This window comes from Aeromonas sp. (assembly GCF_051657805.1).
Taxonomy (GTDB): domain Bacteria; phylum Pseudomonadota; class Gammaproteobacteria; order Enterobacterales; family Aeromonadaceae; genus Aeromonas.
In genome coordinates this window covers 1-23481 of the sequence record NZ_JBOFLJ010000024.1, presented here as the reverse complement: position 1 = coordinate 23481, position 23481 = coordinate 1, and the positions used below count along the sequence as shown (strand labels likewise).

21 protein-coding genes are annotated in these 23481 nt (G+C 61.0%); 11 read left to right on the top strand and 10 right to left on the bottom strand.

What is annotated here, in order from left to right; translation table 11 throughout:
* Positions 1-43: 43 nt before the first annotated feature.
* Complete coding sequence (locus ACRCYW_RS09050) at positions 44-1468, bottom strand: PLP-dependent aminotransferase family protein (protein ID WP_438549790.1); 1425 nt, start codon at positions 1466-1468, stop codon at positions 44-46.
* Positions 1469-1588: 120 nt separating this feature from the next.
* Between ACRCYW_RS09050 and ACRCYW_RS09045 the strand changes: the two genes are divergently transcribed.
* From ACRCYW_RS09045 to cydX, 3 genes are read left to right on the top strand one after another with little or no spacing between them, the layout of a single operon-like run.
* Entirely contained in the window at positions 1589-3160 is a 1572-nt protein-coding gene (locus tag ACRCYW_RS09045) for a cytochrome ubiquinol oxidase subunit I (RefSeq protein WP_438549789.1), read from the top strand.
* Positions 3160-4287: a cytochrome d ubiquinol oxidase subunit II gene (gene cydB / locus ACRCYW_RS09040; protein WP_438549788.1), complete on the top strand. Its 1128-nt coding sequence runs from the start codon at positions 3160-3162 to the stop codon at positions 4285-4287. The genes ACRCYW_RS09045 and cydB overlap by 1 nt, the downstream gene beginning before the upstream one ends.
* A 24-nt stretch (positions 4288-4311) precedes the next feature.
* Positions 4312-4425: a cytochrome bd-I oxidase subunit CydX gene (gene cydX, locus ACRCYW_RS09035; RefSeq protein ID WP_005310033.1), complete on the top strand. Its 114-nt coding sequence runs from the start codon at positions 4312-4314 to the stop codon at positions 4423-4425.
* A gap of 63 nt (positions 4426-4488) precedes the next feature.
* Here the strand turns inward: cydX and ACRCYW_RS09030 are convergent, their stop codons facing one another.
* The 7 genes from ACRCYW_RS09030 to ACRCYW_RS09000 all read right to left on the bottom strand — a co-directional run bounded on the left by ACRCYW_RS09030 (position 4489) and on the right by ACRCYW_RS09000 (position 9502).
* Positions 4489-5667 (bottom strand): MFS transporter, encoded by a 1179-nt coding sequence (locus tag ACRCYW_RS09030; protein WP_438549787.1) that lies wholly within the window; start codon positions 5665-5667, stop codon positions 4489-4491.
* Positions 5668-6006: 339 nt separating this feature from the next.
* Complete coding sequence (dkgB, locus tag ACRCYW_RS09025; RefSeq protein ID WP_438549786.1) at positions 6007-6810, bottom strand: 2,5-didehydrogluconate reductase DkgB; 804 nt, start codon at positions 6808-6810, stop codon at positions 6007-6009.
* 110 nt (positions 6811-6920) lie between these two features.
* Positions 6921-7181: a putative quinol monooxygenase gene (locus ACRCYW_RS09020; RefSeq protein WP_438549785.1), complete on the bottom strand. Its 261-nt coding sequence runs from the start codon at positions 7179-7181 to the stop codon at positions 6921-6923.
* Positions 7182-7330: 149 nt separating this feature from the next.
* Positions 7331-8017 carry a hypothetical protein gene (locus tag ACRCYW_RS09015; RefSeq protein WP_438549784.1) on the bottom strand — a complete coding sequence of 229 codons (687 nt, stop codon included), beginning with the start codon at positions 8015-8017 and terminating at the stop codon, positions 7331-7333.
* Positions 8018-8124: 107 nt separating this feature from the next.
* Positions 8125-8490, bottom strand: a complete 366-nt coding sequence (locus ACRCYW_RS09010; protein WP_438549783.1) for a VOC family protein — start codon at positions 8488-8490, stop codon at positions 8125-8127.
* 46 nt (positions 8491-8536) lie between these two features.
* Positions 8537-8923: a DUF6404 family protein gene (locus ACRCYW_RS09005; RefSeq protein ID WP_438549782.1), complete on the bottom strand. Its 387-nt coding sequence runs from the start codon at positions 8921-8923 to the stop codon at positions 8537-8539.
* 231 nt (positions 8924-9154) lie between these two features.
* A complete protein-coding gene (locus tag ACRCYW_RS09000) occupies positions 9155-9502 on the bottom strand; it encodes a GFA family protein (RefSeq protein ID WP_100859547.1) in 348 nt (115 codons plus the stop codon).
* A 196-nt stretch (positions 9503-9698) separates the two neighbouring features.
* On the opposite strand from ACRCYW_RS09000, the gene ACRCYW_RS08995 reads away from it, so the two are divergent.
* The 3 genes from ACRCYW_RS08995 (at position 9699) to ACRCYW_RS08985 (ending at position 13761) form a co-directional block, all read left to right on the top strand.
* Positions 9699-11180 (top strand): DUF1254 domain-containing protein, encoded by a 1482-nt coding sequence (locus tag ACRCYW_RS08995; protein WP_438549781.1) that lies wholly within the window; start codon positions 9699-9701, stop codon positions 11178-11180.
* A 65-nt stretch (positions 11181-11245) separates the two neighbouring features.
* A complete protein-coding gene (locus ACRCYW_RS08990) occupies positions 11246-12709 on the top strand; it encodes a DUF1254 domain-containing protein (RefSeq protein WP_438549780.1) in 1464 nt (487 codons plus the stop codon).
* Positions 12710-12858: 149 nt separating this feature from the next.
* Positions 12859-13761, top strand: a complete 903-nt coding sequence (locus tag ACRCYW_RS08985) for a LysR substrate-binding domain-containing protein (RefSeq protein ID WP_438549779.1) — start codon at positions 12859-12861, stop codon at positions 13759-13761.
* A 114-nt stretch (positions 13762-13875) separates the two neighbouring features.
* Here the strand turns inward: ACRCYW_RS08985 and glpK are convergent, their stop codons facing one another.
* Complete coding sequence (gene glpK, locus ACRCYW_RS08980) at positions 13876-15378, bottom strand: glycerol kinase GlpK (RefSeq protein ID WP_438549778.1); 1503 nt, start codon at positions 15376-15378, stop codon at positions 13876-13878.
* Positions 15379-15419: 41 nt separating this feature from the next.
* Positions 15420-16268, bottom strand: a complete 849-nt coding sequence (locus ACRCYW_RS08975; RefSeq protein ID WP_438549777.1) for an MIP/aquaporin family protein — start codon at positions 16266-16268, stop codon at positions 15420-15422.
* 487 nt (positions 16269-16755) lie between these two features.
* On the opposite strand from ACRCYW_RS08975, the gene glpT reads away from it, so the two are divergent.
* The 5 genes from glpT (at position 16756) to ACRCYW_RS08950 (ending at position 23431) form a co-directional block, all read left to right on the top strand.
* Positions 16756-18111 (top strand): glycerol-3-phosphate transporter, encoded by a 1356-nt coding sequence (gene glpT, locus ACRCYW_RS08970; protein WP_438549776.1) that lies wholly within the window; start codon positions 16756-16758, stop codon positions 18109-18111.
* 100 nt (positions 18112-18211) lie between these two features.
* A complete protein-coding gene (locus ACRCYW_RS08965; protein ID WP_349921707.1) occupies positions 18212-18970 on the top strand; it encodes a DeoR/GlpR family transcriptional regulator in 759 nt (252 codons plus the stop codon).
* Positions 18971-19343: 373 nt separating this feature from the next.
* Positions 19344-20831 carry a glycerol-3-phosphate dehydrogenase gene (gene glpD / locus ACRCYW_RS08960; RefSeq protein WP_438549775.1) on the top strand — a complete coding sequence of 496 codons (1488 nt, stop codon included), beginning with the start codon at positions 19344-19346 and terminating at the stop codon, positions 20829-20831.
* Between the two features lie 100 nt (positions 20832-20931).
* Positions 20932-22014 carry a glycerophosphodiester phosphodiesterase gene (gene glpQ, locus ACRCYW_RS08955; RefSeq protein ID WP_438549774.1) on the top strand — a complete coding sequence of 361 codons (1083 nt, stop codon included), beginning with the start codon at positions 20932-20934 and terminating at the stop codon, positions 22012-22014.
* A gap of 343 nt (positions 22015-22357) precedes the next feature.
* Positions 22358-23431, top strand: coding sequence for a 3-deoxy-7-phosphoheptulonate synthase (locus tag ACRCYW_RS08950; protein ID WP_438549773.1), 1074 nt, complete (start codon positions 22358-22360; stop codon positions 23429-23431).
* The last annotated feature ends 50 nt before the right edge of the window (positions 23432-23481 follow it).

The window sequence follows — 23481 nt, the reverse complement described above, 5'->3', positions numbered from 1 at the left end:
GGAAAAATAAAGTGAGAAAAGGGGCTGCGACTGCCTCAGGGGCTCAACGCAACGAGGGTTTGTCCAACTGCTGCCGGATAAGCTCCGCCAGCTGGACGAGGGCTGCCTCCAGCGCTGGGCTCCAGGGATGGGAGCTGTTCAGGCGCAGGCAGTGGTTGTGTTGGCCCTGGCTGGAAAACAGCGCCCCGGGCGCGAGCGAAAAGCCGCAGGCGAGCGCCCGGGCATGCAGGGCCCGGCTGTCGAGGCGCTCGTCAAATTCCAGCCAGAGGAAGTAGCCGCCATCGGGGGAGGAGATGCGCACATCCAGGGGCAAGAGGCGCAGCAGGGCGGCCCGCATCTGCTGCTGGCGCTGGGCCAGGGTGTGGCGCAGGCGGCGAAAGTGGGCATCTACCCCGCCCTGGCGCAGCATGTCGGCAAGCGCGAGCTGGCTCGGCACATTGGTCGACAGGGTCGACATCAACTGCAGTCGCTGGATGCGCTCGGCATGGGGGCCCGCCACCACCCAGCCGACCCGAAAGCCCGGCGCCAGGCATTTGGAGAACGAGCTGCACAGCAGGCTGTCCCCTCGCGCGTCCCAATGCTTGAGCGGGCGCGGCCGCTCGCGGCCAAAATAGATCTCCGCATAGACGTCGTCCTCCACCAGAGGCACCCGGTGGGCGTTGAGCAACAGCATCAGCGCCTCCTTGTGGCCATCCGGCATGGTGTGGCCGAGCGGGTGCTGGACGTTGCCCATCAGCCAGCACGCCTTGATGGGGCGCTGGGCCAGGGCCTGTGCCAGCAAGGCGAGATCGATGCCGACCCCGGGGATCACGGGGATCTCCACCGCCTTGAGCTGCAGGCGCTCTATGGCCTGCAGGGCGCCGTAGAAGGTGGGGGACTCCACCACCACCCAGTCCCCCGGCTCGGTCAGCACCTGCAGGCTGAGGGAGAGCGCCTCCATGGCCCCCGTGGTGATGATGATCTCTTGGGGGTCGACCAGCAGGCCGTCGTCCGCGTAGCGGCGGGCGATGGCCCGGCGCAGGGTCTCGTTGCCGGGGGGGAGGTCCGCTACCGTGCTGAAGGGATCGAGCCGGCGCATGCAACTGCCGAGGGCCCGGCCGAGCTGGGGGTGGGGGAAGAGGGCGGGATCCGCCACCGCCATGCCGAGCGGCACCAGATCCCGGGACTTGCTCGCCTGCAGCACCTCGAACACCAGATCGTTGATGTCCACAGAGCCGCTGTAGTGCGCCTGTTGGGGGGCGCTGATGCGCTGGGGAGAGGCGGCAGCCTTGACGTAGTAACCGGACTGGGGCCGCGCCAGCACTAGGCCGCGGCTCTCCAGCAGCTGATAGGCCTGCAGCACCGTCATGGGGCTGAGGTGATGGGTCTTGCAGCTCTGGCGGATGGAGGGGATGCGCTCCCCCGGCCGCCAGACGCCGCTCTCTATCTGCTGCTGCAGCTGATCTGCCAGTTGGCCGTAGCGGGACATGGTGGGCTCAAACTGTTATAGGTGTATTTCACTATAACTGCATCTGTTATAGGTGTCATGGCACGTGTTGTACTTAACGGGCGAAAACCTGTCTGTTAAATGCAACATAGAGAGTCATGCATGATAAGCCTGGATGATGTGGTCAGCCTCTCCCGAATACAGTTCGGCGCGACGGCGATGTTCCACTTTCTGTTTGTACCCCTCACCCTGGGGCTGTCCTGGATCCTGGTGATTGCCGAGTCGGCCTACGTGATGACCGGCAAGGTGATCTACAAGGACATCACCCGCTTCTGGGGCAAGTTGTTCGGCATCAACTTCGTGATGGGGGTGACTACCGGGATCACATTGGAGTTCCAGTTCGGGACCAACTGGGCCTACTACTCCCACTACGTCGGCGACATCTTCGGTACCCCGCTGGCGGTGGAGGGGCTGATGGCCTTCTTCCTGGAGTCCACCCTGGTGGGTCTCTTCTTCTTTGGCTGGGACAAACTCTCCCGGGGTCAGCACCTGCTGGTGACCATGCTGGTGGCGCTCGGCTCCAATCTCTCCGCCCTCTGGATCCTCATCGCCAACGGCTGGATGCAGAACCCGGTCGGCGCCGAGTTCAACCCCATGACGATGCGCATGGAGCTGGTGGACGTGGCAGCGGTGATCTTCAACCCGGTGGCCCAGGTCAAGTTCGTGCACACGGTGGCGGCGGGCTATGTGGCCGCCTCCCTGTTCGTGATGGGGGTGAGCAGCTGGTATCTGCTGCGCCGCATGGAGGTGCGCTTCGCCCTGCGCTCCTTCGCCATCGCCTCGGGCTTCGGCCTGGCCGCCATCCTCTCGGTCATCGTACTGGGTGACGAGTCTGGCTATCGCACCGGCGAGGTGCAGAAGGTGAAACTCGCCGCCATCGAGGCGGAGTGGCACACCGAGCCAGCCCCTGCCTCCTTTACCCTGTTCGGCCTGCCGGATCAGAGCGCCGAGACCACCCATGCCGCGGTCAAGATCCCCTATCTGATGGGTATCATAGCCACCCGCTCCCTCGATGAGCAGGTGACGGGGCTCAAGGATCTCAAGGCCGAGCACGAGGTGCGCATTCGCAGCGGCATGCTGGCCCACGATGCCCTGGAGGCCCTGCGAGCGGATGGTAGCAATGCCGAGGCCAGGGCCACCTTCGAGCGCCACCGCGCCGATCTCGGCTACGGCCTGCTGCTGACCCCCTACGCCAAGGAGATTGGCAAGGCGGACGAGGCTGCCATCGCCAAGGCGGTGGACGACTCCATCCCCCAGGTGGCGCCGCTGTTCTGGAGCTTCCGACTGATGGTGGGCATAGGCGTGGTGCTGCTGCTGCTCTTTACCGCCGCCTTCCTGCAGCTGTGCCGAGGCCGGCTGGTGCAATCGACCCGCTTGCTCAAGGCCCTGCTCTGGAGCATACCGCTGCCCTGGATTGCCATCGAGGCGGGCTGGTTCGTGGCCGAGTTCGGTCGCCAGCCCTGGACCATCAGCGACGTGCTGCCGGTGTCGGCCTCTGTCTCCTTGCTGCAACCGGGCCAACTCTGGTTCAGCCTCATCTCCATCTTCCTCATCTACAGCACGCTGCTGGTGGTGGAGCTGTTCTTGTTGCGTCACGTGATCCGCAAAGGGCCCGCCAGCCTGCAGACGGGTCGTTATCAAGGTGAAGTGTTGAAAAACGGGAGTCCCGTCTGATGGATTACGAAACCCTGAAACTCGTCTGGTGGGGGCTGGTGCTCTTCCTGCTCATCGGCTTCGTGGTGATGGATGGCTTCGATCTCGGGGTCGGCATGCTGTTGCCCGTGGTGGCCAAGAGCGATGAAGAGCGGCGGGTGCTGCTCAACAGCGTGGGGCCCGTGTGGGAGGGCAACCAGGTGTGGCTGATCGCCGGCGCCGGCACCCTGTTCGCCGCCTGGCCCCTGGTTTATGCCGCCTCCTTCTCGGCCCTCTATGTGCCCTTCATGTTCCTGCTGTTCGGCCTCTTCCTGCGCCCGGTCGGTTTTGACTATCGCAGCAAGCTGCCGGACCCCGTGTGGCGCCGCTGGTGGGACCGGGCCCTGGTGATGGGAGCCCTGCTGCCGACCCTGGTGTTTGGCGCGACGATCGGCTTCCTGTTGCAAGGCTTGCCGTTTCGCTTCGACTCGGCCCTTCGCATCCACTATGGCGCCTTCGATTTCAACTGGCCCCTGCTCTTCACCTGCATGGGGACGGCGCTGGCCCTGCTGATGCTCCACGGCTGCAGCTTCCTGCAGTGCAAGACCCAAGGGGTGATAGCGGCGCGTTGCGCCCGTCAGAGCCGCTGGCTCGGCCCCCTGGCAAGCGCCCTGTTTGCCTTGGGCGGCTTCTGGCTCAGCCAGATGCGCGGCTACCAGATAGCCGAGATTGGGGATCTTAACAGCGCCCTGACCCCCCTGATGAAACAGGTGACGACGGCGCCGGATGGCTGGTTTGGCAACTTCATGGCGCACCCCGTGCTCTGGGCTGTGCCGGCCCTGGGCCTCTTGCTGCCGCTCATGAGCGCGCTGGCAAGCACCCTTGGCCGGGCGCGCCTCGCCATCTTGGCCAGCGGCGGTGCCTGCGCCGCCATGATGCTGACCATCGCCATCGCCCTGTTCCCCTTCGTGCTGCCCTCGTCCCTGGATCCGTCGAGCAGCCTGACCCTGTGGGATGGCACCTCCAGCGAGCGCACCCTCTTCATCATGCTGGGGATAGTCGCCGTGCTGATGCCCATCAACATCGGCTATACCCTCTGGGTCTACTGGGTGGCGCGGGGCAAGATGAGCACCGAGCAGGTGCGCGAACACGGCCATAGCCTCTACTAACACCGGAATTGAGGAGTCTTCGATATGTGGTATTTCACCTGGATACTGGGGCTGGGGTTTGCGCTGCTGTGCGGCCTGGTCAATCTGCTCTGGCTCGAGGCGCGCTGGGCCGCGGATGAGGATCTCAAGGAGTCTTGAGCCGCACCATCTTGCCAATGAAAAAGGCCGACACTGGGTGTCGGCCTTTTTGTTGCCCGGGGCTTAGGCGATCGCCGGGCGCGCGGCGCGGCGTGCACTGGCCTCGCTGATATGGGTCAGGCCATAGGCCAGCAGCACTATGAGGGCCCCGATCCAGGGAGTGTGCATCAATCCCAGGTGATCCACCACGAAACCGCCCACCACAGAACCCAGGGCGATGCCGACGTTGAAGGCGGCGATGTTGAGGCCGGAGGCCACGTCCACGGCATTGGGGGTGTGGATTTCGGCCTGTTTGACCACCAGCACCTGCAGCCCAGGCACGTTGCCAAACGCGAAGGCACCCCACACCAGCACGGTGAGCACGGCGAGCACAGGGTGCGGTGCGGTGAAGGTGAGGACGAGCAGCACCAGGGCGAGGCCGGCAAACAACAGCTTCAAGGCGGGCAGCGGGCCCATCTTGTCGGCGAGCTTTCCGCCCCAGATGTTGCCGACCGCCACCGAGACCCCGTACACCAGCAGGATCAGGCTCACCGCGTTGGCGCCAAAGCCGCTCACCTGTTGCAAGATGGGGGCGAGGAAGGTAAAGGCCGTGAAGGCGCCGCCGTAACCCAGCGCCGTCTTGGCATAGACCAGCAGCAGCGGCTTGTGGGTCAGCACCGAGAGCTGTTCACGAATGCTGGAGGCCGCGCCCTTGGGCAGGTTGTTTGGAATGAGCAGCAGGCTGCCCACCATGGCGATGACCCCGAGCAGACTCACCACCAGGAAGGTCTCGCGCCAGCCGAACTGCTGGCCAATCCAGGTGCCGAGCGGCACGCCGGTCACCAGGGCCACCGTCAGGCCGCTGAACATGATGGCGATGGCGCTCGCCGCCTTCTCCTTGGCCACCAGACCCGTGGCTATGGTGCTGCCCACCGAGAAGAAGACCCCGTGGGCCAGCCCGGTCAGCACGCGGGCGACGATCAGGCTCTCGTAACCGGGGGCCTGCCAGGCCAGCAGGTTGCCGGCGGTGAACAGCGCCATCAGGCCCACCAGTAGCCACTTGCGCGGCAGCTTGCCGGTCAGCGCCGTCAACACGGGGGCGCCGATGGCAACGCCGAGGGCGTAGAGGCTGACCAGCAGGCCCGCCGAGGGCAGGGAGACGTGTAACTGCTCGGCTATGGTGGGAATGAGCCCCACGATGACAAATTCGGTGGTGCCGATCGCAAAGGCACTCAGGGTGAGGGCAAACAACGCCAGTGGCATACAAACTCCTTGAATGGTGACTCCCGACGGGAGAATGGCGGCAGTATGCCCCCGGAGTTTGTTGGCAAAAATGACGATGACATCAAATTACTTTTGATTTATTTGCAGCAATGGCAGGGTGACAGGGGATGAGTGGCGCGAGGGCCGCTTTAAGGGGACGGCAGTCAGCCTTGCAGGGCGGCGATGGGCTGGGTAGCGTCCTGTGTCAGATGCCTAGTGATGGTGGGGAAGACGAAAAAAAGCGGGAGGCATGATGCCTCCCGCTAGGGTCACAGAATGGTCCCGGACTGCTGTGTCCTCCCTTCTCCCCTGGCGGGGGAAGGGCTGGGGATGAGGGGATCAGTCCCAGGCCGGGGCAAAGTCCGGATTGGCGCAGCGCTCGCCCCGATCCAGGGTCGCTATCTGGGCCATCTCCTCGGCGCTGAGCTGCACCTTGAGAGCGGCCAGGTTGGCGGCCTGATTCTCCCGCTTGGTGGAGCTAGGGATCACCGTCATGCCCTGGGCCAGCAGCCAGGCCAGGGACACCTGGGCCGGGGAGACCCCGTGGCGCTTGCCGATCTCCAGCAGGAGCGGCTCGCTCAGCACCTTGCCATAGGCGAGCGGCATATAGGCGGTGAGGGCTATACCCTGCTCGCGGCAGAACTCCACCACCTTGCGGTTTTGCAGCAGGGGGTGAATCTCCACCTGCTGGTGGGCGATGGCGCCCGGCCCCAGGATGGTGATGGCCTCTTTGAGCTGAGCGACCGTGAAGTTGGAAACTCCTATCTCCCGGGTCAGCCCCTGGGCCTTGGCCTCGGCCAGCTGCTCCAGGTAGACGGCCATGGGCACCTCATTTTTGGGGGAGGGCCAGTGGATGAGTGCCAGGTCCAGATAGTCGGTGCGCAGCTTATCAAGGCTGGTTTTGAGGCTCGGGATCACCTTGCCCGGGCCGAACTCGCTGGTCCACACCTTGGTGGTCAGGTAGATCTCGTTGCGGGGGACGCTCGTGCTGGCCAGCACCTGGCCCACCTCGGACTCGTTGTCATAGATCTGAGCGGTATCGATATGGCGATAGCCGAGCTCGAGGCCGGTGTTCAGAGTGGCAACCAAAGGCTCGCCCTTCAGGCGGAAGGTTCCCAAACCGATTGCAGGCATTTTCATCATCAATTTCCTCATGTTCTCTATTTTTACGCTCTTGTGTATCGGGTTTGCCCACCACTGGGGTCGCCATCGTTGGCTGACTCTCTTGATGGGCAGCAAGGTGGTGTAGGCGGTCAGGCCAAGTGATAGCGGCGAACGGCGCTTCTGGCAAACCAGCCCCGGGTCTGGGCCACGAAGGCAATAAAGTGGGGCGTCTGCTGGTGGGCGATGAGCGCATCTTCGCTCGCCCACTCCTCGTGCAGCATCCAGCCGTGGGGCGCGTCCAGGCTCTGGTGCAGCTGATAGCGCAGGCAACCGGCCTCTTGCTGGCTGGCCGCGATCAGTGGTGTCAGGGCGGCCCTGAGTTGGGCAATCACTATGACGGGAACGGACATCTGACTCTCCTCGAGACAACGAGAGTCAGTATGCCTGTGGCGGCGGGTGGGAAAGAGGGGCGTCGCCGCAAAACACTATTGTTGGCAGAGCAGCAATGAGGAGAATAAAGAAACCTCTAAGGCGGGCTCATTTATGTGAATTTTAAACGTCACACTTTATTAATTGTCGATGCCCTGGCCTTTTCAATTGCAGCGCCAATAACATTAGGGGTTAGCTTCGAGAAATCAACAAGATTAGATTTGTTAAATACATCCAGAAAGGATTCATACTCTTCTTTGGATACGGAGTTTGTATTTATAAAATACGCATACCCCTCATTGGAAAGCTTGTTTTTATATGAGATTCGAACTGCGTGATTTAATGATATGAATGCGAAGCCATATTTATCTCTAAACGTTACGGAGCTAAGGCCATCATTTATTTTTGAGAATAAAATATTGTTGTTGGGACCAATGTATTTAGTCATCTCCCCTTTGCTATTTTGAGTTTTAGTTGAGCCTCCGTAATATCCATTCAATGGTATATGGATAGTTTCCTTGCCTTTCTCTGAGTAAAATTCAATTGAAGCGAAGGTGCGAAGAGTATCTTCATAATTTGTGATGTCTGCCCCAGAGTTAAAAGTTTTTAACTCTGTTTCATAAGCTAACTTTAAGTCACTATCGTATAAGTAATATTCCTTGATATAAAAATGTGGTTGGGCATCAGAAGTGGATATTTCAATCTGCCGTTTAGTCATGTTTAGTGATGATAGCGATATTAACAAGGCAATTATGCTAATTATGCTAGGAGTAATGGTTTCAAAGTAAATTTTATTTCGCTCTAAAAACGCTCGCATGAACACTCCACGTTGTCTTGTTAATATAAAAGGTGCTAATGATCTTGAAACAAACCTGTTTAATAAAACATAAATCGATAGACCAAGCACATTGACAGTTTTAGTTACTAGGAGTTAGCCGCCTCAGACCAGACCGCAAATTCATTGCCGCTGGGCTCGACGAAGTGGAAGCGGCGGCCACCGGGGAAGTCGAACAGGGGGCGAATGATGGTGCCGCCATGCTGGCACACCCTGGCCTGGGTCGCGGCAATGTCGGCGCTGTAGAACACCAGCAGGGCGCCGCCCTGGGCGCTCTGGCCGCAGAGATCCGCCCGGTAGAAGCCACCATCCAGCCCTTCCCCCGTAAACGCAGCGTAGTCGGGGCCGTAATCCACAAACTGCCAGCCGAAGGTGGCGGTAAAGAAGGCCTTGGTGGCCGCGAGATCCCTGGCGGCAAACTCCACATAGTTCAGTTTTTCATGGGCCTTGGTCATGGCTGCTCCCCTCTGTTGCAAACGATCTGTGATGGCTGCCTCGTAATTATCTGGGCTGCCAACGCTGCTGGGTCCGTGGCGTGGAGTTGGGCAGTGCCTCCCAGGGGGTCAGCTTGAGCTGCCGGCGGCGCACCCAAAAGACGATGGCCGTCAGCAGGCCGACACCGATGGCAAAGAAACAGGTCTGGCGCAGGGCATACCCCAGGCTCACCTCATGCTCCCAACCGAAGAACCACATCAACAGACCCCAGATGATGCCTGTCGGTAGCCCCATGGTGAGCAGGTTGACCATAAAGTGCTCATAGTGGGGCGGTCTGATATTGAGCCCCGCCTTTCGCAGCAGCCAGATGAGTGGCTGGTTGTAGTTGAGTTCCTTAATGCCCTTGCTGGCCAGCTCCTTATGGGCGGCGAACAGGCGGTGTTCAAATGACATCTGCTTCCCTTTTGTGGCAACCAAGCGGAGCTGGCGACAAGACGCCGGCTGAGAACATCCCTATGTGGGCGTCGATTGTAGCCTTATTATCGGCTCGGATGCTTGCACAAGATCACATCGTCAGTGTGAGGAGTTGGCAGACTCTGGGGGAGGTCGGTGGTGGGAAGGGGCGTTTATCGCACGCCTGAACTTGATTGCCCCGACGTGCGAGTTATGGGGCTCAGCGCCCGTTCACAGGGCTCGGCCATCGTAATGCTGCACCGGCAGCGCCTCGGGATCGACCCCCTCCAGGCAGCGGACATTGACGGCGACTATGTGATTGCCCTTGGGATCCACGCCATCGCAGTAGGGGTGGATGCCGCACACGGGGCAGAATCGGTGTTTAACCACGTGCTTGTGGAAGGTGTAGGTGCTGGCCGCCTCGTCCGGGGTCAGCAGCGTCAGCTTGGCGCGCGGCAGCATCCACAGCAGGGACCCCTTGCGCTGGCAGATGGAGCAGTTGCAGGCCATGGCCTGGGTCAGCTCCCCTTCCACTTCGAATGCCACCTTGCCGCAGTGACAGCTTCCTTTGTATTTCATCTCATCCCTCCTCATTGGCATAAATTCGGCCGGATGGCCAAGGCTTCCGTTTGTTGCATTTTGCGTATTTTCATTTCGAAAGAAGCATATACGTTAATCCCATGTTGTGTTGACCATGCACTCAGCAGAGACCATTCTGGTAAGCGGCATCTCATTAGACATCTTTCGCCGACGACACAAACGAAGGAATCGCAATATGAAGCATGGATATCTCTCATCGACGATCCTCATCGCCCTGCTCGGGGCCAGCCCCATGCTGGCGGCGGCAGAGGCCCCCATGTCTCCCCTGATGACCCAGCTGAACAAGGGCAACTGGCTGGATGAGGCCGAGGCCAAGTCCCTGAGCGATGAGCTCTATTACCAGGATGCGATACAGGCCTATCTGGTCTCGTTGCCGCTGATGAACACCATAGGTCTGCGGGACGGCTCCGAGGCCGCCTTTGGCAGCGGCTACAATGTGTTGCCTGTGTGGAAGGAGCGCATGGACAGCCGCGCCGTGGTGCCGACCCCGAACGGCGATGTCATCTACTCCATGAGCTATCTGGATCTGAAAAAGACAGGCCCCCTTGTCATCAAGGCCCCCGCCAACGTCATCGGCATGTTCACCGACTTCTTCCAGCAGACCATCACGGATGTGGGGGCCATAGGCCCGGATCGCGCCCGTGGCGGTCTCTACCTCCTGCTGCCGCCGGATTACGAAGGGCCTGTGCCCCAAGGCTATTTCGCGTTCAAGTCCTCCACTTACAACGTCTTCCTGTTCTTTCGCACCATCATGGGCAAGGGGGAGGGCAAGCCGGATCCGGCCCCGGCGGTCAAGAATGCCGAGACCACCCGGGTCTATCCCCTGTGGGACGTGGAGAAGGATGTCAAACCGATGCAGTTCCCGGATGCGAGCGGCAAGCGGGTCACCATGATGTATCCGACGGACGGGACCTATTGGCAAAAACTGAAGGCGTTCGTCGATTACGAGCCCCTGACGGCCATTCCGGACCAGACCCGTAGCGCCCTGCTCAGCATCGGCATCGTCAAGGGCAAGCCGTTCAACCCGAGCAAGGAGCAAGAGGCGGCGCTCAAGAAGGCGGTGGAGATGGCGCCCCGCATGATCCTGGCGCGCCGTCAGGTGGGACGCGACGATCAGCGCCAGCTCTACTACCCGAACCGCCAGTGGGAGAACTCCTGGGCGGGAGCCACCGCCGAGTGGATGCAGTACGCCACCCTGGACAAGAACCAGCGTGCCGCCTTCTTCCAGATCGCCTACTCGAGTGCGGCGGCCATGGTGATGCACACCACGGGGGCGGGCTCCAAGTACCCCTATGCGACCAAGGATAAGGACGGCAAGCACCTGGATGGCGGTAATACCTACAAGCTGCACCTGCCAGCCAACCCGCCGGCGGCCCTGTTCTGGGCGGTGACCGCCTACAACATCACCGACGGCACCATGCCGGAGACGGATCAGCTGCTGCCCTCCACCAACGGCTATTACGATATTCCGAAGAACCAGGATGGTTCCATCGATCTCTGGTTCGGGCCGAGCAAGCCCAAGGATGTGGCAGACAGCGCCTTCATCAAGACCATCGAAGGACGCAACTTCCTGGTGGCCCTGCGCCTCTATGGCACGGAAGACGGCTTCTATGACCAGACCTGGATCCCGGACGATCTGGTCAAGGTGAATCAGTAAACCCGACATGCTCCCGGCCGCCGTCCTGGTGTGCCGGGAGATGGCATCCCTTTGAGGAGAACAGGATGAAATTGAAAAAACTCGTCTGGCTGACCGCCCTCGCCCTGAGTGCGGGAGCCATGGCCCAGTCGGCCCCCCTGACCATTCCCCATCCCACGACGTTCGATCAACTGAACAAGCCTGCCGCCGAGGTGCGCATGCCGGAGGCCTATGTGAAGGCCATCGCCCAGCAGGCCTATATCTGGGGCTATCCCATGGTGAACCAGTTCAATCGCCGGGCCACCATCACCCAGGCCCCCGAGCCGGCCCTCAACGGCGGCATGGTACCGGTCGCTCCCATGGGGCAGCTGAGTATGCTGACGGACTACATCAAACCGGCGGAAACCTTCGTCACCTGCCCGAATCAGGACGTGGTCTATGGCCTGGGCTTCTTCGAGCTGGATAAAGAACCCGTGGTCATCCAGGTGCCCGACTTTGGCGATCGCTTCTGGGTCTATGCCATCTACGATGCCCGCACCGACCAGATAGCGAACCTCGGCAAGCCCTATGGCTCCAAGCCCGGCTTCTACCTGCTGGTGGGGCCAAACTGGCAAGGGGAGACCCCCAAGGGGATGGAGGGGGTCATCCGCTCCTCCACCGAGATGGCCAACGTGATCCCGCGGGTGCAGATGGACGACACCCAGGCCGATCGCGCCGCGGTGCAGACGCCGGTGCGGGAGGTGATGACTTACCCGCTCAGCCAGTTCGACGGCAAGATGAAGTCCTATGACTACGCCAACATCCCCTCCATCGGCGAGAAGCCCAACCCCAGCGCCGGTGAGACCAAGTGGGTCATCCCGGACAAGTTCTTCGATCAATTCGACAACGTGCTGACCAAGGTCGCCCCCCTGCCCGGGGAAGAGGCCCTCTATGCCCAGTTCCGCCATCTGGTGGCGGCCGGCAAGCAGGATCCCAAGGTGCGCCAGTGGATGAACGAGGCGGCGGAGCAGACCGACAAGACGGTGATCGCCGACTTCTTCAAGTGGCAGAACAACGGGGTACCGGCGGGCAATGGCTGGAACCGCTCCAAGCACAACGCCGAGTTCGGGGTGGATTACTACAACCGCACCGGCACCTCCAAGTCGAACATGTTCGACAACAAGCCCGATGAGACCCAGTACTTCTACACGGACAACGACGCGGGCGGGGTGCAGCTCGATGGCAAGCACGACTACACAGTCACCTTTGCCAAGGGGCAGTTGCCACCGGTGAAGGGGTTCTGGTCCCTGACCCTCTACAACAGCAAGCACCTGTTCAGCCCGAACGAGCTGAACCGCTACTCGCTTGGCACCAAGAACAAGGATCTCAAGCTCAATGACGATGGCTCCCTGACCCTGTATGTGAGCCACAAGGCGCCGGCCAAGGAGAAGCTCAACAACTGGCTGCCGGCCCCCGAGGGGACGCTCTCCCTCTATATCCGCGCCTACTGGGGCGAGCAGGCGATCCTGGATGGTAGCTGGGTACCTCCCAAGGTTGAGAAAGTCAAATAAGTCAGTGGCTTGCTGCTGATGCAAAGAGGCCAAGCGGTTCGCCGCCTGGCCTCTTTCTTTTTGCGTAAAAGGAGCGTCGGGGGGAATGGCTTGCCAATCTATCGATATTGCGTCTATAAAACGCCATCGCTCTTGCCAGGATAACAACAATGAAGACCCATTCCGATGAACTGACCCTGTTCGTGGCCGTGGTGGAGGCGGGCAGTTTTCGCCAGGCGGCGGAGAATCTGGGGATGGACAATTCCGTGGTGAGCCGCGGCATCAAGCGGCTCGAGGAGAAGCTCGCCACCGTGCTGCTCAACCGCACCACCCGCCGGGTCAGCCTGACCGAGGAGGGGAGCTGGTTCTATCAGCGGGCGGTCAGGGTGCTGACCGAGATGAGCGAGGCCGAGAGCCACCTGCTGATGCGCCGGGAACAACCGGAGGGCATATTGCGAGTCGATGCCGCCACCCCCTTCATACTGCACCGGCTGGTGCCCATCATCGGCGAGTTTCGCCGCCGCTACCCCGGCATAGAGCTGCAACTGCACAGCTCGGAGGGCTTCATCAACCTGATGGAGCGGCGGGTGGACATGGCCATTCGCATCGGCGAGCTGACGGATTCCTCCCTGCGCGCCCTGCCGCTTGGGCGCTCCAAGCTGCGGTTGCTGGCCTCTCCGGCTTATCTGGCACAGCGAGGCACCCCGCGCCAGCCGGCGAATCTGCTGGCAGGGCACGAGCTGCTCGGCTTTCTGCATCCCGATCACCTCAACCACTGGCCGCTGTTAAGTGCAGAGCAGGGCGACCGATTTGCCATCACCCCGACCCTGAGGGCCAGCAGTGGTGAAACCCTGCGCCAACTGGCGCTGGCGGGGCAGGGGATCGTCTGTCTGTCGGACTTCATGACCGGGCCGGATCGCACGAGCGGCGCCCTGGTGGAGGTGCTGGCTCGCAGCAACAGCGGCGCGTCGCGCCCCGTCCATGCGGTCTTCTACTCAGATGCCCAGCGGGACATCCGGCTGCGGGTCTGGCTCGACTTCCTGAAGGAGCGGCTCGGCGCCAATGAGCTGTGATGCGCCGATTTTGACGGTGCAGTTATGCTGCTTATGGTGGATTTGAAACATAAAGAAGAGGCCGACATCGCTGTCGGCCTCTTTTTTATCTAACGGAGAAGGTTGATCGCCCGATCAATCTTCCTCTGCCCAGCGGCGGGAGCGCTCCACCGCCTTCTTCCAGCCGTTGTAGCGCTTGGCGCGATCTTCCCTGTCCATCTGGGGGATGAACTCGCGGTCCACGCTGAACTTGTCTTCCAGCTCTTCCGAGCTCTTCCAGAAGCCGACCGCCAGGCCCGCCAGGAAGGCGGCGCCCATGGCGGTGGTCTCGATGCGGGTCGGACGCACCACCGGGGTGTGCATCATGTCCGCCTGGAACTGCATCAGGAAGTCGTTGGCCACGGCGCCGCCGTCTACCTTCAGTGCCGCCAGCTTGATGCCGGAGTCTTGCTGCATGGCATCCAGCACGTCGCGGCTCTGGTAGGCGATGGATTCGAGCGCGGCGCGGATGATGTGGTTGCGGTTCGCGCCCCGGGTCAGGCCGACCATGGTGCCGCGAGCGTACGGATCCCAGTAGGGGGCGCCCAGACCGACGAAGGCCGGTACCAGGTAGACGCCGTTGGTGTCACCCACCTTGGAGGCGAAGTAGTCGGTGTCGCGGGCGTCGTGGATGATTTTGAGCTCATCGCGCAGCCACTGGATGGTGGCGCCACCCATAAACACGGCACCCTCGAGGGCATAGTTCACTTCCCCTTTCGGGCCGATGGCGACCGTGGTCAGCAGGCCGTTATTCGAGCGAACCGGCTCTGTGCCCGTGTTCATCAGCATGAAGCAGCCGGTGCCATAGGTGTTCTTGGCCATGCCCTTCTCGAAGCAGAGCTGACCGAACAGGGCGGACTGCTGATCACCGGCGATGCCGGCGATGGGAATGCGGGCGCCGCCGCCACGAGTGGTGTAGCCATACACCTCGGAGGAGGGTTTGACTTCCGGCAGCATGGACATGGGGATGCCGAGCTCGTCCAGCATGCGCTCATCCCACTTCAGATCGCGGATGTTGTAGAGCATGGTACGGGACGCGTTGGTCGGATCGGTGACGTGCACCTCGCCGTTGGTCATCTTCCACACCAGCCAGGTATCGATGGTGCCAAACAGCAGCTCGCCGTTCATCGCCTTCTCGCGGGCCCCTTCCACGTTGTCCAGGATCCACTTCACCTTGGTGCCGGAGAAGTAGGCGTCCAGCACCAGGCCGGTGTTCTCGCGCACATACTCTTCCAGACCGCGGGCCTTGAGCTCCTCGCAGATGGCGGCGGTGCGGCGGCACTGCCAGACGATGGCGTTGTAGATGGGCTTGCCGGTGGCTTTTTCCCACACCACTGTGGTTTCACGCTGGTTGGTGATGCCGATGGCGGCGATCTGCTCGCTGTGCAGGCCGCTCTTGGCCAGCACCTCGGTGAAGACAGAGGACTGGGTGGCCCAGATCTCCATGGGGTCGTGCTCGACCCAGCCCGCCTTGGGGTAGTGCTGGGTGAACTCGCGCTGGGAGGTCGCGACTATGTTGGCATTCTGGTCAAAGACGATGGCGCGGGACGAGGTGGTGCCTTGATCCAGGGCGACGACATATTTCTTATCAGCAGACATGATGTTCTCCACGTTCTTATTTTCCACGTGAGGAACCGCTCTTAGGCGGCGGCCTCTTCTTTATTAGACACTTTGGTGGCTTCTTCGGTGGCGACACGGTTGCCCGGGACGCAGGGAGCCAGCACTTTCACATAGAGGGCGGTACCGATCTGGGCGCCGACGATGGGGCCCAGGATGGGAACCCAGAAGTAGGGGTTGTCGCGACCGCCGGTCAGGGCGACGTCACCCCAGCCTGCGAAGAAGGCGAACAGCTTGGGACCGAAGTCACGGGCCGGGTTCATGGCAAAGCCGGTCAGGGGGCCGAGGGAGGCACCGATCACCGCAATCAGGATGCCGATCAGCAGGGCGGCGGCGAAGCCCTTGGGGGCACCGTTGTTGCTGTCACCGAGTGCCATGATGCCCAGCATCAGCACGGCGGTGATCACCAGCTCTACCGTGAACGCCTGCATGTTGGAGAGCAGGGCGTTGGGGTAGGTGGAGAAGATACCGGCGGTGCCGAGGCTCTCTATGCTGCCGCGCACCACGTTGTGGGTCAGTTCCCACTGGGTGAAGAGGTTGGCATACAGGAAGTAGACCAGGGCGGCGGAGGCGAAGGCGCCCGCTATCTGGGCGATGATGAAGGGCACCACCTTGCGCTTGTCGAAGCCGGCGAAGGTCATCAGTGCCAGGGTCACGGCCGGGTTCAGGTGGGCACCTGAGATGCCGCCGGTCACATAGATGGCGATGGCGACGCCGAGCCCCCAGGTAATGGAGATTTCCCATTGCCCGAAGTTGGCACCGGCCAGCACCAGGGCGGCCACACAACCGACGCCGAAGAAGATCAGCAGGCCGGTTCCGATAAACTCGGCGAGACACTCGCCAAGCAGGGTATTGGGTCTTTGTATGCTCATACCTTTTATTCCTTATATCCACCCAGAGTAGGTTTGATGTTCCGTTTCGTTATCTTTTTGTCCCATTAATTGCGCCCGAAAACGTTTCTTCTTGTTGTTTGAGTTGACGCAAACGTTATGCTCGTTTGCGCTCGTTCTTGGACGGGAGAGAAAATAACTCTTCTGTGCCAATTCACCAGACCCCTGCCATCGGAAATGTGGACAAGATCCCACTCATTGCTAAGAAAATGTGACAAATAGCCGCTAACTTGGATTGGTTTACCACTTAGTGGGTACCCGCAATCCTTGTTCTATCAGGGGTTCAGGCTAATGAGCGAACACTCACTCGGTGATTTATTTTGTAATAAAACTGCAATAATTTAGCCGCCATCACAGATTAAATGTTCACAAATGAGCACAATTGGCTCGCTTACGAATTAGGACTCACTGGTCGTAAACATGTCCAGGGCACCCTCTACTGCCCATTACAACAATAAGGAAGCAGAACATGCTTAGTCTCTTCAGGCCCGCGCCCCATATCGAGCGGTTGCCGGCCGACAAGGTCGATCCCTTCTACAAGCGCATGCGTTGGCAGGTGTTTTTCGGGATCTTCTTCGGTTATGCCGGCTACTACCTGGTACGCAAGAACTTCAGCCTGGCCATGCCCTATCTCATCGAGCAGGGCTTCTCCCGCGGTGATCTGGGCCTGGCCCTGTCCGGGGTCTCCATCGCCTATGGCCTGTCGAAATTCCTGATGGGCAACGTGTCGGACCGATCCAACGCCCGTTACTTCCTCTCCGCCGGTCTGCTGCTCTCGGCCGGCATCATGTTCATGATGGGGACCATGCACTGGGCTACCTCCAGCATCGCCATCATGTTCGTGCTGCTGTTCCTGAACGGTTGGGTGCAAGGGATGGGCTGGCCCCCCTGCGGCCGCACCATGGTGCACTGGTGGTCACAGAAGGAGCGGGGCGAGATCGTCTCGGTCTGGAACGTGGCCCACAACGTGGGCGGCGGCATGATAGGCCCGCTGTTCATCCTCGGCATGGGCTGGTTCAACGACTGGCGCAGCGCCTTCTACGTGCCCGCGGCGGCGGCGGCGGCCATCGCGGTGATCGCCTTCTTCGTGATGCGCGACACCCCGCAATCCGTCGGTCTGCCCCCCATCGAGGAGTACAAGAACGACTACCCGCAGGATTACAACGAGAGTCACGAGCAGGAGTTCTCCGCCAAGGAGATCTTCATGAAGTACGTGCTGCACAACAAGCTGCTGTGGTACATCGCCATCGCCAACGCCTTCGTCTACCTCATTCGCTACGGCGTGCTGGACTGGGCGCCGACCTACCTGAAAGAAGCGAAAGACTTCAGCGTGGATCACTCCTCCTGGGCCTACTTCCTCTATGAGTGGGCGGGGATCCCGGGCACCCTGCTGTGCGGCTGGATCTCGGACAAGATGTTCAAGGGCCGCCGCGCCCCGGCCGGCATCCTCTTCATGGTGCTGGTGACCCTGGCCGTGCTGGTCTACTGGCTGAACCCGGCGGGCAACCCGAGCGTGGACATGATGGCCCTGGTCGCCATCGGCTTCCTCATCTATGGCCCCGTCATGCTGATCGGCCTCTACGCCCTGGAGCTGGCGCCGAAGAAGGCCGCCGGTACCGCCGCCGGTTTCACCGGGCTGTTCGGTTATCTGGGGGGCGCCGTGGCCGCCAACGCCATGCTGGGCTACACCGTCGACCACTTCGGCTGGGACGGTGGCTTCATGGTGCTGGTGGTTTCCTGCGTGCTCTCCATCGTGCTGCTGGCCATGACCCTCAAGCACGAGAACCAGTCTCTGGCTCACAAGGCCGCCGCCAACAAGGCATAAAACGTGATCCTGCCCTTATCCATCGGAAAAGGGATAGGGTACACTGCCAAAGGCCCCGCACTGCCGGGGCCTTTTTTCGTCTCATCTGCGGAGTGCAAGCGTGAAGCAAACCCAACGACATCTGGAGATCCTGGACGTCCTGACCAGGCAGGGCTTTGTCTCGACCGACGATCTGGTGACCCATTTTGACGTCAGCCCCCAGACCATTCGCCGGGACCTGAACGATCTGGCGGAGCAGAACAAGATCCGGCGTCATCACGGCGGCGCCTCCCTGCATTCGAGCACGGTCAATACCGCCTACAGCGCCCGTAAAGTCATGCAGCTCAAGGAGAAGGAGCGCATCGCCCGCGAGGTGGCCGCCAATATCCCCGACGGCTCCTCGCTCTTCATCGACATCGGCACCACCACCGAGGCCATCGCCCGCGCCCTGCTCGATCACCGTGAGCTGCGCATCGTCACCAACAACCTGAACGTCGCCAGCATACTCACCGCCAAGGATGACTTCACCGTCATCATCGCCGGCGGCGAGATCCGCAACCGGGATGGGGGCATAGTGGGGGAGGCGACCCGTGACTTCATCGGCCAGTTCCGCATGGATTACGGCGTCATCGGCATCTCGGGCATCGACAACGACGGCTCCCTGCTCGATTTCGACTATCACGAGGTGAAGATCGCCCAGGCCATCATCGCCCACTCCCGCCAGGTGTTCCTGGCCGCGGATCACACCAAGTTCGGTCGCAACGCCATGGTCAACCTCGGCAACCTCAGCCAGATCCACGCCCTGTTCACGGACGAGGAGCCCCCGGAGCGGCTGATGCGGCTGATGACCCAGCACCAGATCCCCTGCCACATCTGCTAACCCCTCTCTGATCAGGCATCAGGCCGCCGACTGGCGGCCGCTTTGTCTCTGCACTTCCCGATCCCTTCTTCCATTCCCCCGTATCACTCTTTCACTGCCCTGACCTTGACCTTGACCTTGACCTTGACCTTGATTTTCACCCCTTTGCCCGGCGCATTCGCGCGCTCTCTCACAGGCGGTGGCCTGGTACAGGGCTGCCGGGTTGCGTCCGAGTGACCCCTGGTCACCGACTGGCAGCATTTTTTAGCATTGTCAGAACAATCCCGATCACATTTCCTCCATAAAATGTTCGTTTATCATTTTTTCATGTTCTAATATGAGCGAAATCAAACATTGCTGTCATGGCAAAGCCAAAATAAGAAAGTAGGTGAACATGAGCGAACATTATGATCTGGTCGTCGTCGGCGGCGGTATCAACGGCGTCGGCATTGCGGCGGATGCGGCGGGGCGGGGGCTGAAGGTGGCGCTGTTCGAGGCGCAAGATCTCGCCTCGGCCACCTCCTCCAACTCCAGCAAACTGATCCACGGTGGCCTGCGCTACCTCGAGCACTACGAATTCCGGCTGGTGAAAGAGGCGCTGGCGGAGCGGGAGGTGCTGCTCGGCATGGCTCCGCACATCGCCCGCCCCATGCGTTTCCGTTTGCCCCATCGCCCGCACCTGCGCCCGGCCTGGATGATCCGCGCCGGCCTCTTCCTCTATGACAATTTGGCCAAGCGGGACAAGCTCAAGGGCAGCTGCGGCCTGCGCTTCCTGCCCCAGGATGGCCTGAAGAACGGCATCAACAAGGGCTTCGAGTATTCCGACGCCTGGGTGGACGACGCCCGTCTGGTGGTGCTCAACGCCATGCTGGCCCGGGACAAGGGCGCGCTGGTCGAGACCCGTACCCGCTGCGTCAAGGCGGTGCGCGGCTCCAAGCACTGGACCCTGACCCTGGAGCGAGCCGGCGGCGAGCAGTTCAACGTCACCTGCCGTGGCCTGGTCAACGCGGCCGGCCCCTGGGTCAAGACCTTCTATGACGAGAGCCTGCACGAGAAATCTCCCCGCGGCATTCGCCTCATCAAGGGCAGCCACATCATAGTGCCGCGCATCCATGAGCGCGAAGAGGCCTATATCCTGCAAAACGAGGACAACCGCATCGTCTTCGTCATCCCCTATCAGCAGGACTATTCCCTGATCGGCACCACGGACGTGGAGCACAGGGGGGATCCGCGGGAGGCGAAGATCAGCAGCGCCGAGGTAGAGTACCTGTGCAAGGTGGTCAACGCCCACTTCACCCGCCAGATCTCTCCCGAAGAGGTCATCTGGACCTACGCCGGGGTGCGGCCACTCTGCGATGACGAGTCCGACTCCCCCCAGGCGGTGACCCGCGACTACACCCTTGAGCTGTCCGGTGAATCCGACGGCGCACCGCTCTTGTCGGTGTTTGGCGGCAAGCTCACCACCTACCGCAAGCTGGCCCAGGCCGCCTGCAACAAGCTCAAACCCTGGTTCAACCAGATGGGAGAGGATTGGACCGCCAGCAGCCGGCTGCCCGGCGGCGAGTTCGACTGCACCACCGCCGAGCTGGCCCGCGCCTATCAACTGGAATTCGACTGGCTGGATGAGCGCAATGCGCGCCGCATCGCCGAGGCTTACGGCAGCCACGCCCGCCTCTGGCTGCACGAGGAGCGCGGCCAGCACTTCGGCGCCGGTCTGTATGAGTCAGAAGTGCGCTACCTCATCAACCGGGAGTGGGCTCACTCACTGGAAGACATCCTGTGGCGCCGCAGCAAGCTGGGGCTGCGCCTCTCCGAAGTCGAGCAACAACAGCTGCAGGCCTGGCTCGGCGAACATCACCACGCCCTGCCCAAGGCGAGCTGACATCCAGGCGGGCGGCCTTGGCCGCTCGCCGTAAAACTGCAATAAACCTCTGCTATAACAACAACCTACATCCAATAAACAATAACAAAGAGCACACTTCATGAAAAAAATCCCTCTCTCCCTGATTGCCCTCGGCCTCGGAGCCGCCCTCACATTGCCGGCCCTGGCGGCCGATGAGGGCAAGGTGGTCATTGCCCACCGCGGTGCCTCCGGTTATCTGCCCGAACACACCCTGGCGTCCAAGGCGCTGGCCTACGGCATGGGGGCTGATTATCTGGAGCAGGATCTGGTGATGACCAAGGATGACCAGCTGGTGGTGATGCACGATCACTTCCTGGATGGCATCACCGACGTGGCCGAGCGCTTCCCGGGCCGCGCCCGCGCCGATGGTCGCTACTATGTGGTGGATTTCACTTTGGATGAGGTGCGCTCCTTGCGCATGACGGAGCCGTTCCAGCTGGTGGATGGCAAGCAGGTGCCCGTCTATCCGGCACGCTTCCCCCTGTGGCAGTCCCGCTTCGAGATCCACAGCTTCCAGGAGGAGATCGAGATGATCCAGGGGCTCAACAAGAGCACCGGCAAGCAGATCGGCATCTACCCGGAGATCAAGGCCCCCTGGCTGTTCCGCCACGAGGGCAAGGACATCTCCAAGGCGGTCCTCAAGGTGCTCAAGCAGTACGGCTACACCAATAAAGAGAGCAAGATCTACCTGCAGAGCTTCGATGCGGATGAGCTCAAGCGCATCGACACCGAGCTGATGCCCGCTATGGGCATGGACTTGAAGCTGGTACAGCTGATGGCCGAGACCGACTGGAACGAGACCATGGTCTACGACGCCAAGGGCAAGGCGACCCCCTACGACTACGACTGGATGTTCAAGCCGGGGGCCATGAAAACCATCGCCACCTACGCCGATGGAATCGGTCCCTGGAAGCCGATGATCGTCACCGAGCCGGGCATTCCCGGCAAGCCGGTGATCACCGGCATGGTGAAGGAGGCCCACGCCGCCGGTCTGAAGGTGCATCCTTATACCTTCCGCCAGGATCAGGGTCAGATCCCGGCTTATGCCAAGGACTTCACCGACCTGCTCAACATCTTCCTCTATCAGGCGGACGTGGACGGGGTGTTCAGCGACTTCCCGGACAAGGCGGTAGAGCTCATCAAGGCGCACGGCAAGGCATAACAACGAGAAGAGAGTACGGGAACGCAAGCGGGGCCAGGTGCCCCGCTTTTTTATGGCCGGGATAGGGGCAGGGGAGGTCGAAGCCGACTCATTTAACAGTTATGGATGTAAATCTATATTTACGATATTTTGTTCTTTGGTGACGGTTAGTACCCGATTTTATGGCTATTTAGGTCAGTGCGGTGGTCGTTTATTCACCTGTTAAGCTGTTTCACCGCTGGTTTCACTTGATTGTTTGTTTTTCCTTGGTAAGGTGGGGGCGGTTGCGTAACAAAGTGATGACTTGTGTAAACATAAAAATACAGTCGCACTTTTGGCTTGATACAGTAGAGAGAATGAGAAAATGCAAAGAGATCCCCTGAACAACATCCATATCCAGTCCGAACAAGTGATGATCACGCCTGCCCAGCTCAAGGAGAAGTTACCCATCTCCGATCGGGCGCTGGCATTCGTGCAAGGGGCCCGCAACACCATAGCCGACATCATCCACCGTCGCGATCACCGCCTGCTGGTGATCTGTGGACCCTGCTCCATCCACGACATGGACGCCGCCAAAGAGTACGCAACCAGACTCAAAGCGCTGCATGACGCCTATCAGGATTCTCTCTACATTGTCATGCGGGTCTACTTTGAGAAGCCACGCACCACGGTCGGCTGGAAAGGCTTTATCAACGATCCGAACCTCGACGGGACCTTCGACGTGGAGCTGGGGCTGCACCGCGCCCGCGAGCTGCTGTGCTGGCTCGCCGAGCTGGAGTTGCCGCTGGCGACCGAGGCGCTCGATCCCATCAGCCCCCAATACCTGGCGGAGCTCTTCTCCTGGTCGGCCATCGGCGCCCGCACCACGGAATCCCAGACCCACAGGGAGATGGCGTCCGGCCTCTCCATGCCGGTGGGCTTTAAGAACGGCACGGACGGCAACCTCGGCACCGCCATCAATGCGCTGCAGGCGGCCTCCAGCCCTCACGCCTTCATGGGCATCAACCAGCAGGGCCAGGTCGCTTTGCTTCAGACCCAGGGCAACCCGGATGGCCACGTGATCCTGCGCGGCGGCAAGCACCCGAACTACGACTCGGTCAATGTGTCCCTGGCGGAAGAGGCGCTGGAGAAGGCCGGCCTGCTGCCTGGCCTGGTGGTAGATTGCAGCCACGGCAACTCCAGCAAGGATCACCGCCTGCAGCCCAAGGTGGCGGACAACGTCATCCACCAGATCCAGGAAGGTAACCGCTCCATCATAGGGGTGATGCTCGAATCCAACCTGCTGGAGGGCAACCAGTCCAGCGAGCAGCCCAAGGAGCAGATGCGTTACGGGGTCTCCATCACCGATGCCTGCATCGATTGGGAGACCACCGCCGATCTGTTGGCCCGCTGCCATCGTCAGCTGGCCGCGCCCCTCAAGGGCAGAACCGCGCCTTAAGCCGTGGTATCTTGTCAGGCAGATATAAGCGCGGCACGACCCTGGGTCGT

Bases quoted from the DNA above. Each gene is read 5' to 3' on its own strand.
- glpD (WP_438549775.1), top strand. From the start codon at position 19,344: ATGAGCGAACATTATGATCTGGTCGTCGTCGGCGGCGGTATCAACGGC.
- ACRCYW_RS08950 (WP_438549773.1), top strand. From the start codon at position 22,358: ATGCAAAGAGATCCCCTGAACAACATCCATATCCAGTCCGAACAAGTG.
- glpK (WP_438549778.1), bottom strand. From the start codon at position 15,378: ATGTCTGCTGATAAGAAATATGTCGTCGCCCTGGATCAAGGCACCACC.
- ACRCYW_RS09010 (WP_438549783.1), bottom strand. From the start codon at position 8,490: ATGACCAAGGCCCATGAAAAACTGAACTATGTGGAGTTTGCCGCCAGG.
- ACRCYW_RS09020 (WP_438549785.1), bottom strand. From the start codon at position 7,181: ATGTCCGTTCCCGTCATAGTGATTGCCCAACTCAGGGCCGCCCTGACA.
- glpQ (WP_438549774.1), top strand. From the start codon at position 20,932: ATGAAAAAAATCCCTCTCTCCCTGATTGCCCTCGGCCTCGGAGCCGCC.
- ACRCYW_RS08985 (WP_438549779.1), top strand. From the start codon at position 12,859: ATGAAGACCCATTCCGATGAACTGACCCTGTTCGTGGCCGTGGTGGAG.
- ACRCYW_RS09045 (WP_438549789.1), top strand. From the start codon at position 1,589: ATGATAAGCCTGGATGATGTGGTCAGCCTCTCCCGAATACAGTTCGGC.
- ACRCYW_RS08975 (WP_438549777.1), bottom strand. From the start codon at position 16,268: ATGAGCATACAAAGACCCAATACCCTGCTTGGCGAGTGTCTCGCCGAG.
- ACRCYW_RS09030 (WP_438549787.1), bottom strand. From the start codon at position 5,667: ATGCCACTGGCGTTGTTTGCCCTCACCCTGAGTGCCTTTGCGATCGGC.
- ACRCYW_RS09005 (WP_438549782.1), bottom strand. From the start codon at position 8,923: ATGTCATTTGAACACCGCCTGTTCGCCGCCCATAAGGAGCTGGCCAGC.
- cydX (WP_005310033.1), top strand. From the start codon at position 4,312: ATGTGGTATTTCACCTGGATACTGGGGCTGGGGTTTGCGCTGCTGTGC.
- glpT (WP_438549776.1), top strand. From the start codon at position 16,756: ATGCTTAGTCTCTTCAGGCCCGCGCCCCATATCGAGCGGTTGCCGGCC.
- cydB (WP_438549788.1), top strand. From the start codon at position 3,160: ATGGATTACGAAACCCTGAAACTCGTCTGGTGGGGGCTGGTGCTCTTC.
- ACRCYW_RS09015 (WP_438549784.1), bottom strand. From the start codon at position 8,017: ATGCGAGCGTTTTTAGAGCGAAATAAAATTTACTTTGAAACCATTACT.
- dkgB (WP_438549786.1), bottom strand. From the start codon at position 6,810: ATGATGAAAATGCCTGCAATCGGTTTGGGAACCTTCCGCCTGAAGGGC.
- ACRCYW_RS08995 (WP_438549781.1), top strand. From the start codon at position 9,699: ATGAAGCATGGATATCTCTCATCGACGATCCTCATCGCCCTGCTCGGG.
- ACRCYW_RS08990 (WP_438549780.1), top strand. From the start codon at position 11,246: ATGAAATTGAAAAAACTCGTCTGGCTGACCGCCCTCGCCCTGAGTGCG.
- ACRCYW_RS09000 (WP_100859547.1), bottom strand. From the start codon at position 9,502: ATGAAATACAAAGGAAGCTGTCACTGCGGCAAGGTGGCATTCGAAGTG.
- ACRCYW_RS09050 (WP_438549790.1), bottom strand. From the start codon at position 1,468: ATGTCCCGCTACGGCCAACTGGCAGATCAGCTGCAGCAGCAGATAGAG.